The 10,454-nt window shown below is 38.9% G+C and carries 8 protein-coding genes and 1 pseudogene; 7 read left to right on the top strand and 2 right to left on the bottom strand.

Annotated elements, in window-relative coordinates; genetic code table 11:
* A partial coding sequence (locus tag RMO03_RS12410; RefSeq protein WP_409024921.1) for a TGS domain-containing protein occupies nt 1-237 on the bottom strand: 237 nt, incomplete at its 3' end.
* A 7-nt stretch (nt 238-244) separates the two neighbouring features.
* Here RMO03_RS12410 and RMO03_RS12405 point away from each other — a divergent pair.
* The 5 genes and pseudogenes from RMO03_RS12405 to nhaA form a co-directional block, all read left to right on the top strand.
* Nucleotides 245-1,522: pseudogene (locus RMO03_RS12405) on the top strand (TGS domain-containing protein); the annotation flags it as partial.
* A 95-nt stretch (nt 1,523-1,617) separates the two neighbouring features.
* Nucleotides 1,618-2,085, top strand: a complete 468-nt coding sequence (locus tag RMO03_RS12400) for a YdeI/OmpD-associated family protein (RefSeq protein WP_309642420.1) — start codon at nt 1,618-1,620, stop codon at nt 2,083-2,085.
* Nucleotides 2,086-2,296: 211 nt separating this feature from the next.
* Nucleotides 2,297-2,761: a transcriptional repressor gene (locus RMO03_RS12395; protein WP_309642419.1), complete on the top strand. Its 465-nt coding sequence runs from the start codon at nt 2,297-2,299 to the stop codon at nt 2,759-2,761.
* A gap of 137 nt (nt 2,762-2,898) precedes the next feature.
* Nucleotides 2,899-4,170: an adenylosuccinate synthase gene (locus RMO03_RS12390; RefSeq protein ID WP_309642418.1), complete on the top strand. Its 1,272-nt coding sequence runs from the start codon at nt 2,899-2,901 to the stop codon at nt 4,168-4,170.
* 85 nt (nt 4,171-4,255) lie between these two features.
* A complete protein-coding gene (nhaA, locus tag RMO03_RS12385; RefSeq protein WP_309642424.1) occupies nt 4,256-5,392 on the top strand; it encodes a Na+/H+ antiporter NhaA in 1,137 nt (378 codons plus the stop codon).
* Between the two features lie 46 nt (nt 5,393-5,438).
* Here nhaA and RMO03_RS12380 read toward each other — a convergent pair whose 3' ends face one another.
* A complete protein-coding gene (locus RMO03_RS12380) occupies nt 5,439-7,412 on the bottom strand; it encodes an alpha-amylase family protein (RefSeq protein WP_409024920.1) in 1,974 nt (657 codons plus the stop codon).
* Nucleotides 7,413-7,604: 192 nt separating this feature from the next.
* On the opposite strand from RMO03_RS12380, the gene RMO03_RS12375 reads away from it, so the two are divergent.
* Both RMO03_RS12375 and RMO03_RS12370 read left to right on the top strand, forming a co-directional pair.
* Nucleotides 7,605-9,191 carry an OstA-like protein gene (locus RMO03_RS12375; protein WP_309642422.1) on the top strand — a complete coding sequence of 529 codons (1,587 nt, stop codon included), beginning with the start codon at nt 7,605-7,607 and terminating at the stop codon, nt 9,189-9,191.
* 58 nt (nt 9,192-9,249) lie between these two features.
* Nucleotides 9,250-10,437 (top strand): aspartate aminotransferase family protein, encoded by a 1,188-nt coding sequence (locus tag RMO03_RS12370; protein WP_309642417.1) that lies wholly within the window; start codon nt 9,250-9,252, stop codon nt 10,435-10,437.
* Nucleotides 10,438-10,454: the final 17 nt, after the last annotated feature.

Raw genomic sequence — 10,454 nt, 5'->3', positions numbered from 1 at the left:
ATCCAACCAGTTGATGGTTGGTTTCTGATTGACAGATGTAATGACTTCAATCTGGTCACCACTTTTTAATTCGTAATTCAGCGGAACCAATCGTCCGTTGACACGTGTACCTCTTGTTTTTACACCGATTTCAGAGTGAATGCTAAACGCAAAATCTAAAGAAGTCGCGCCTTTGGGTAACGATTTAATTTCCCCTTTTGGAGTGAAGACAAAAATCTCTTTGGCGTATAAATTCATTTTGAAATCCTCAACAAAATCAACCGGTTACGAAGCGTTGCACATTACGGTTATGGGGCCGAAAGGTCGCTGGGTTGAAATTCAAGTGCGTAGCGAACGTATGGATGAGATTGCTGAAAAAGGCTACGCAGCGCATTACAAATACAAACAAGGCGCCACGGAAGAAAGCGGTTTGGATGTGTGGCTCAATTTGCTCAAAGAAGCTTTAGAGAATTCAGAAACCAATGCCGTTGATTTCGTTGAGGATTTTAAAATGAATTTGTACGCGAAAGAAATTTTCGTGTTTACACCCAAGGGAGAAATCAAATCGTTGCCGAAAGGCGCGACTTCGTTAGATTTTGCGTTTAGTATTCACTCCGAAATCGGTGTTAAAACGCGCGGAACACGTGTCAATGGAAAGCTCGTTCCGCTCAATACCGAATTAAAAAGTGGCGATCAAGTAGAAATTATCACTTCGCAAAATCAAAAACCAACTTCGCATTGGCTCGATTATGTGACGACTTCACGAGCGAAAAATAAAATCCGAAACGTACTCAACGAAGACACGAAGAAAACCGCCGAAGAAGGCAAAGAATTACTCACGCGAAAATTAAAACAACTTAAAATTACGATTAATGAACAAGTCATTAATGAATTGGTCAATTTCTTCAAACTAAAAACCAGTTTGGATTTGTTCTACCGCGTAGGAATCGGTTCCATAGAAAACCAACAACTCAAAGATTTCGCGGCACAGAAGAGCAATACGTTGATGAATTTCTTTAAGAATAAAATCAAACGCTCGCCCAATACCGCCGATGAAGACATACACAAACCCGTCATCAGCAGCAACTACGACATGCTCGTTTTTGGCGCCGAACAAGATCGTTTGGATTATAAATTATCAACTTGCTGCAATCCGATTCCGGGCGATGAAGTGTTTGGTTTCGTGACGATTAATGAAGGTATTAAAGTACACAAAAAAGATTGTCCAAATGCCATTAGCTTGCAGTCGAACTACGCCTACAGAATCATTCTCGCCAAATGGATCGACTCCACACAACAAGAATTCAAAGCCATTCTGCACATTACCGGAATGGATACTTTAGGATTAACCAACGAATTGACAAAAGTAATTTCGAACAATATGCACGTGAATATTCAAAGCATTTCACTTAGTGGCGATGCGGGAATTTTCAACGGACAAGTAACCGTAATCGTACAGAACAACATCATCCTCAAAAAACTAATCGAAAACATCAAGAAAATCGACGGTGTTGATAAAGTCACGCGCGTCAATAAAAACTAAGTAATACATTTTGCGTCTTCGCGTCTTTGCGAGCCAAAAATTTAATTTCTCGCAAAGACGCAAAGGCGCAAAGAAAAAATCAATTCCACATCAATATGGAACTTCCCATCTTTGACGACTATTGCCTATTGCAAAAGCCCGATGTGAAAGGCGGTTGGACATTCATCTCAATGCCCATCATGCCATATCTTCCGAAGAAAAAAGGCAGCACGACGGTTCGCGTTCGCGGATTCATTGACCAATATGAACTAAAAAATTTCAGCATCTGGGCCATGAAAAAAGGCACTTTTCTCGCCGTCAAAACCGAAATCCGTAAAGCCATCCAAAAAGAACATGGCGATACCGTAAAACTCACACTTTGGCTCGACGAACCGCAAATGGTAATCCCCGAAGATTTCCTAATTTGCCTGCGAGAAGAGCCGAAACTCCACAAGCATTTTGAGCAATATCCTGAACCAAAGAAAAAGGAAATCATCGATTGGATTTTCGCCGCCAAAACCGAAGATGAAAAAATCACACGAATTGTACAAACCATAGAAAAACTAGATGATGAATGCGTTTAGAGATGCTAAGGTACTAAGGCGCTTAGGTTCTGAGGTTTTAAAAATTTAAATTAGGAACATTAATATTATCTATAGTAACCTTTTATTTCAGTTTATTCACTTAGTACCTTAGAAACTTAGTACCTTTCTCCTGTTAATTACTTCTTTAAAACTTTACCACACTTTCGCCAATACAATTTTGACTTTCAACTAAAAAAACTACCTTTGTCTCATGACATTAATTGCTACCGATAACAGTAAAAATCAGGAAATTGTAAAGAATGTTTTTACAATGTATCTTGAAAACAAAGGACATCGAAAAACGCCCGAACGCTTTGCTATTCTTCAAGAAATTTACGACAGCGAAGAACATTTTGATATCGAAAATCTCTACATCAAAATGAAAAACAAAAACTACCGCGTGAGTCGAGCCACACTTTACAACACGATAGAATTGCTGCTAGATTGTGCGCTGGTTCGCAAACACCAATTCGGGCAAAACCAAGCGCACTACGAAAAATCCTATTTCGACAAACAGCACGATCACATCATCATGACCGACACCGGCGAAGTTATCGAGTTTTGCGATCCGCGAATCCAAACCATCAAACAAACGATTGAAGATATTTTCGGAATCGAAATTCACAACCACTCGCTGTATTTCTATGGCAACAGGAAGAAAATTAATAATGAATAATGGGCGTTCCCCTAAAGGTCGGGCTTTACGCACTCGCTTTTTTTGCTGCGTAAACTCCGCAAAAAAGAGCTCAGACAATTGCTCCAATCCCTAACGCACACACGACTCAACAACAAACTTACAACACACAACTCAAAATGGCCGTAGATTTATTACTAGGATTACAATGGGGCGACGAAGGCAAAGGAAAAATTGTCGACGTACTCACTTCAAAATATGATATTATCGCGCGTTTCCAAGGCGGACCAAACGCAGGACACACTTTAGAATTTGACGGAATCAAACACGTATTGCGTACGATTCCATCCGGAATTTTCCACAAAAATTCGATCAACATTATCGGAAACGGTGTCGTAATCGATCCTGTAGTGTTTAAAAGCGAACTCGATGGCTTGGCGAAATTCAACCTCGACATCAAAAACAAACTCATTATTTCGCGAAAAGCGCACCTCATTTTACCCACACACCGCCTACTCGATGCGGCTTCAGAAGCTTCCAAAGGAAAAGCCAAAATCGGCTCCACACTCAAAGGCATCGGCCCAACGTATATGGACAAAACCGGAAGAAACGGTTTGCGTGTGGGCGATATCGAACTCGAAGATTTCAAAGAACGCTACCAAACTTTAGCCGACAAGCACGAAGCGATGATTAAGTTTTATGATGTCAACATCCAATACAATTTAGCAGAATTAGAAAAAGAATTCTTCGATGCTGTTGAAGATTTAAAACAACTCACCTTCATCGATTCAGAAGAATATTTACACCAAGCGCAAAAATCCGGAAAATCTATTTTGTGTGAAGGCGCGCAAGGTTCTTTACTCGATGTAGATTTCGGAACTTATCCGTTTGTAACTTCATCAAACACCACAGCAGCCGGAGCTTGTACAGGTTTAGGTATTGCACCCAACAAAATCAAAGAAGTCTACGGGATTTTCAAAGCCTATACAACACGCGTCGGCAGCGGCCCATTTCCTACCGAAGATTTTGAAGAAGCCGGTGATATCATGGCGAGTGTGGGTAACGAATTCGGCTCGGTAACGGGAAGAAAAAGACGTTGCGGCTGGTTGGATTTGGTAGCGTTGAAATACGCAGTTCAAATCAATGGTGTTACGCAATTGATGATGATGAAAGGCGATGTGTTGTCAGGTTTCGAAACCTTGAAAGTCGCTACAGCCTACGAATACAAAGGAAAAAAAATAGATCATTTGCCTTATAATATTGAGCCTGAAAACGTCACGCCAGTTTACCAAGAATTTAAAGGCTGGAAGGCGGATTTGACCGGTATGAGTTCGTATGATGAGTTGCCAAATGAACTCAAATCATACATAGAATTCATAGAAAAAGAACTCGAAGTTCCTATAAAAATTGTCTCTGTTGGTCCTGATAGAAAGCAGACGATTCTGAAATAAATTATAACACCGATTGCACGGATTAGCACGGATTTTTTTCTGTTTGATTTAAGTAATCCGTGTAAATCCATGTTATCAGCGGTTTATCAAAATGACAAAGCTATTCTCACAATTCTTTGAAAGCGAAAAAGCAGGCGGAATCATTTTGGTTTTTGTGACGCTCATTTCATTATGTCTCGCCAATTCACCTTGGCAAACCCAATACATTTCGTTTTGGCACAACACTATCGGATCACACAGCATTGTCGATTGGATTAATGATGGCTTGATGGCCATTTTCTTTTTACTGATTGGTTTAGAATTGGAGCGAGAAATCTATCATGGTGAACTTTCCGATATCAAAAATGCTGCACTTCCCATATTGGGTGCTTTTGGCGGTATGATTATTCCGGCCGGGATTTATTTGTTATTCAATTTTGGAACGGCTACACAATCGGGTGCTGGAATTCCAATGGCTACAGACATTGCGTTTGCCGTTGGCGTTTTATCACTTTTAGGAAATCGAGTGCCTACTTCTTTGAAAATTTTCTTGACTGCTTTAGCCGTGATTGACGATTTAGGCGCCATCATTATCATCGCTGTATTTTATACCAAAACCATTGCTTTCATGAACTTAGCGATTGCTTTAGGCATTTGGGTGGCGCTATTGGTTTTAAATCGAATCAAAATTCACAACCTGATTCCATATTTAATCGGTGGTATTTTGATGTGGTATTTTATGCTGCATTCCGGAATTCACGCAACGATTACCGGCGTTTTATTGGCTTTTGCCATTCCGTTTAGCCATGGTGATGAAAAATCGACTTCGTATATTTTACAAGATTTTCTACACAAACCCGTAGCTTTTTTTATTTTGCCATTATTCGCTTTAGCCAATACTGGCATTGCTTTAGGAAACGATTTGGGAAGCGGATTAACACATTCGAACAGCATCGGAATTCTTATCGGATTGATCTTTGGAAAACCATTAGGCATTTGGCTTTTCTCATTTATTGGTGTCGGATTAGGACTTTGCACTTTGCCCAACGATTTAAAATGGAAAAACATACTGGGCGCAGGGTTTTTAGGCGGCATTGGATTTACAATGTCCATCTTTATTACGCTTTTGGCTTTTGATGATGAACAAGTTATCAATCATTCTAAAATTGCTATTTTATTGGCTTCTTTGATTGCAGGAAGTATTGGTTTTGTTGTTTTAAAATTGACTTTGAAGAATGAATAAAAAAAAGCCGCACAAATTGTACGGCTTTATCTATTTAAATCTATGGTTACAAACTTAAAATAAAAGATTCTGAAGGTTGAATAGCAATACTAACACTACCTACACCATCTTTAACTATTAGCTGTGCGTTATTTTTAAAATACAATTGCTCTTTCAAATCATAGGTACCATCTTTTAATTTCCATGCTTTGATGATATCTGATGGGATGATTAAATTAAAATTGCTTGACGTTACCCAAGAAAAATTAGTTACGATAATTAATTTTTGAGTGTCCGACCAACGTACGTAGGAATAAATTCCTTCACTATACGGTTTTTTTTCAATATTTTTTGCAGTTTCTTCTGCGCCAGCTGCTTTAGCTTCAACAGCAGTAGATCCATTTTCTGTTACAATTAAATCCGGGTTTCGGTTAACCGTTTGCAATTCTTGAAATTTACCCATCAAGGCGGAACTATTAATAGAGAAATTCAACAATCGAGAATAAAAATCACGCAATCTACTTTCAGATTCAGACAATTTCCCTCCATCAAACGCCCCATTATTCATCCATCTTTGGTGATTTGGAACACCTATATAATCAAAAATGGAAGTTCTGGTTGGTTTGCCAAAACCTGCATCTTCATTACCGGCTTCACCTACTTCTTGTCCAAAATAAATCATCGTCGGTGAAGAACTTACAGTTGTTGAAACTACCATTAAAGGCATTCCTTTTTCAGGTGTTCCTGCAAAATCTCTACTGGCCAATCTTTGTTCATCATGATTGTCTAAAAAGTGCAACATATGATGCTCGATATCGGCATATTTTTCTTGAATTTGAGAAATTGCATCCGGTAATGCTTTCCCATGAATTACTTGTTTTAAATGATCGTACAAATCTACTTTATCATACAAATAATCCATTTTTCCTAACTTGATATAGTTTCTGTATTCGTTCGGATTGTATACTTCAGCCAATAAAAAAGCATTTGGATTTTTCATTTTAATAGCCGAATTCATATAACTCCAAAATTCATACGGTACCATTTCTGCCATATCATAACGAAAACCATCTACACCTTTAGCAGTCCAGTATAAAGCAATATCTCGGAATTTTTTCCAAGAACTGGGCACATCCTTGATGGCCCAAAATGCGTAATGTTCTTTGTATGATTTCTTATCATAACCATTTGGTAATTCAGGAAAATCTTTTGAACCATCGGGGCGAATTCCATAATTAATTTTTACAGTTTCGTACCAATCGTTGATGTCGGGTTTGGCTAAACGCGTTCCGTTGCCTGTCCATTTTGCCGGATTTTCTTCAAAAGAACCATCTATTAATGGATTTCTTTCACCATTTAATGGCTTGTAATTGCTAGACCTTGGAACTTGAAATGGCTCATTTGGTATGTAATAGAAATTATTATTTCTACTGTATTCAACTTTGACATTATCATCTGCTCCAAAATCACGAACGCCTTTCGGATTCGATTTTCCTTCGTATTTTCTGGCTACGTGATTGGGTACAATATCGATTAAAACTTTCATTCCGTTTTGATGAGTTCGTGTGATTAATGCTTCAAACTCTTGCAAACGATTCGCAGGATTTACAGCCAAATCCGGATTTACATTATAATAATCTTTCACTGCATAAGGAGAACCTGCGCGGCCTTTCACAACATCCGGGTCATCATTAGAAATGCCATATTTTGTATAATCATTCACTAAAGCGTGATGCGGCACTCCCGTATACCAAATATGGGTTACTCCTAATCTCTTGATTTCTTGGAGTGCTTTATCGGTAAAATCATTAAACTTCCCGACACCATTTTTTTCAATAGTGCCCCACGGATCGTTAGCGGTGTTTTTATTACCAAACAAACGAGTAAACACTTGATAGACTACAGCTTTTCTTTCCACAACAGGCGCATTCTTTTTTACTGCTGTTTCTGTTTTCTTTACGGGCATAGTTTTTTTCTTTTTGATTTGAGCATAAGATGATAGTGATAAACCAATCAAAGCAAGCAAAATAATTTTTTTCATTGTTTCTTTATTTTTAAAGACAGTTTTACAAATATAAAAATTTGAGCATCACTTCCAATCAACTAATAAATAATTCTTAATAACCGATTTCATTGGGTGCTTTTTCATAAATTTGGCAAAAAATTCACAGCATTGAAAAGCACCCATTTTCTTATCCTAATTAGCATTCTTTTTATTGGAAAGGAAACGCTTATGGCGCAAAGTCCGAATAAAATCATTATTGAGCATGCTGATTTTCTTAATGTCAATCAAATTGAAATTCCTGACGCACTTTTATTACAAGGAAATGTTCGCATCAATCATGATGGTGTTAAGATGTTTTGCAACAAAGCGTATTATTTTCAAACTGAAAATTACGTCAAAGCATTTGGTGACGTTCGGATGATTCAAGGTGACACGCTTTTTATGAATAGTAAATATGCCGAATACAACGGTAATAAAAAGCAAGCTTACGCCACCGGAAACGTAGAAATGCGCTCGCCTGAAATGACTTTAGCTACCGACACATTGAATTTTGATCGCGTATCACAGCAAGCTTACTACAATACCAACGGAACCATTACCAACAAAGACAATGTGCTTAAAAGCAAATCCGGACGGTATTATGCCAATGAAAAAAAGTTTCAGTTTCTGACTGCTGTAACCATCACCAATCCGAAATATGTAGTTAAATCAAACCATCTTGATTATTATAACAATTCCGGGCATTCGTATTTATTTGGTCCGTCAACGATTACGAGCAAAGAGAATTTCATTTACACCGAAAAAGGATTTTACGACAGCAAGAAAAATGTTGGGCACTTTTTAAGGAAATCCTACATCAAATATAAAGACCGACTCATTGAAGGCGACAGTTTGTATTACAACCGAAACATTGAGTTTGCTTCTGCCACCAACAATGTGAAAATCACCGATACCATCAACAAAGGCATCATCAAAGGACATTATGCGGAGGTATACAAAAAGAAAGATTCTTTGTTTGTAACCAAAAGAGCGGTAGCCATTAATATGGTTGATAAAGATTCCATTTACATACACGGAAAAGTGTTGATGGTTACGGGAAAACCCAACGAACGTATTATTCGTGCTTACAATAACGCACGTATTTTCAAGAAAGATTTAAGTGGTAAATGCGATTCCATACATTCGAGTCAAATCACCAATATCACCCAACTCATTGGCAAACCAATACTGTGGAATTTCGACAACCAAATGACCGGCGACGTGATGCATTTAGTTGGCAATGATGCGACACAAAAACTAGATTCGCTCAAAGTGCTCAACAATGCTTTTATTATTTCAAAGGATACGCTCGGCACGGGCTTCAATCAAGTCAAAGGACAGAATTTGTATGGTAAGTTTCGAGATAATAAATTGTATGAAGCCGATGTCGTCAAAAACACGGAAGTGGTTTATTTTATGAGGAATGACGCGCATGAACTTATCGGCATCAACAAAAATGTAAGCAGCCGCATCAATATGACAATGGACGGCAATACGATTGATTCGATGACGTTTTTTACCAATGTCGACGGCGATATTTATCCTGAAAAAGATTTGCCCGAAAATGCTCGAAAACTGCGTGGATTTATTTGGCGTGAAGACGAACGCATCAAAACCAAAGACGACATCTTTCCACCCGAAGAAAACGAGTTGAATGACAAAATCATCAAAGAAAGTCAAGCCGAAATGACCAAAGAAAATGTCCCAATGAAAGTCAGAAAAGAAACTTTGGAGTATGATAAGAACAATCCGGCTGACAAACCTGTAATTAAATAAAATTCCCTTGCGAACTTCGCGTTAACCTTGGCGAGCTTTGCGGTTAAACCAAAAAATCGTGAACCCAGATTTCCTCCAATACCAAGCACAAACTTCCCCATATCCGTTAGGCATGGAGATTTCTCACGCGCTAGGTTCCTACATCTACGACAACAATAACAAAAAATACCTCGATTTCGTAGCTGGTGTTTCCGCTTGCACTTTAGGACATCAAAACCAACGCGTCAACGATGCCATAAAAAACCAACTCGACAAGTATTCCCACGTCATGGTGTATGGCGAATATTCCCAAAGCCCGGCGGTAGAATATTGCAAACTACTGGCTTCACTCCTACCCAAACCACTCGAAAAAACCTATCTCGTCAATTCCGGAACCGAAGCTACCGAAGGCGCCTTAAAACTCGCTCGTCGCGTTACCGGAAGAAGCCAACTGATTTCATGTTACAACGCCTATCACGGCAACACGATGGGCTCGATGAGCGTAATGGGTTTTGAAGAACGCAAACAACCGTTTCGTCCGTTAGTCCCTGATGTAGATTTTATAACATTCAACAACGAAGCCGACATCCAAAAAATAACTACTAAAACCGCAGGAATTATACTCGAAAGCATTCAAGGCGGCGCTGGATTTATTCAACCCGAAAATGATTTCTTACTCAAAATAAGACAACGTTGCGACGAAGTTGGTGCACTCATGATCATCGACGAAATTCAACCCGGTTTCGGGCGCACCGGAAAATTATTCGGTTTCCAAAACTACAATGTCATTCCCGACGTAGTTATATTAGGAAAAGGCATGGGCGGTGGTATGCCGGTCGGCGCATTCACAGCATCAGCAGCCCACATGGATTTGCTAAGCGACAACCCTAAACTAGGACACATCACCACTTTTGGCGGTCATCCTGTCATAGCGGCAGCGTGTTTGGCGACTTTGAAAGAAATTACTGAAACAAATCTAATTCCACAGACATTAGAGAAAGAAAAGTTGTTCAGGTCGCTTTTGGTACATCCTTTGATAACCGAAATTCGAGGAAAAGGATTGATGTTAGCTGCGATGACAACCGATCCCGAAATCACCAACCAAGTGATTTTCAAATGCCAAGACAAAGGTTTAATCCTGTTTTGGTTGCTCTTTGAAGGCTGTGCGATTCGAATTACACCACCACTCACCATTTCTGAAGCAGAAATCCGAGAAGGTTGCGCAATAATCCTAGAAGCATTAAATGAAGTTCAAATTGATTATTAATTTTTTTATCAGGAGCT

This window comes from Flavobacterium sp., assembly GCF_031411595.1.
Lineage (GTDB): Bacteria > Bacteroidota > Bacteroidia > Flavobacteriales > Flavobacteriaceae > Flavobacterium.
Note: the sequence above shows the minus strand (reverse complement) of the source record. Positions and strands in the feature narration are given on the sequence as shown.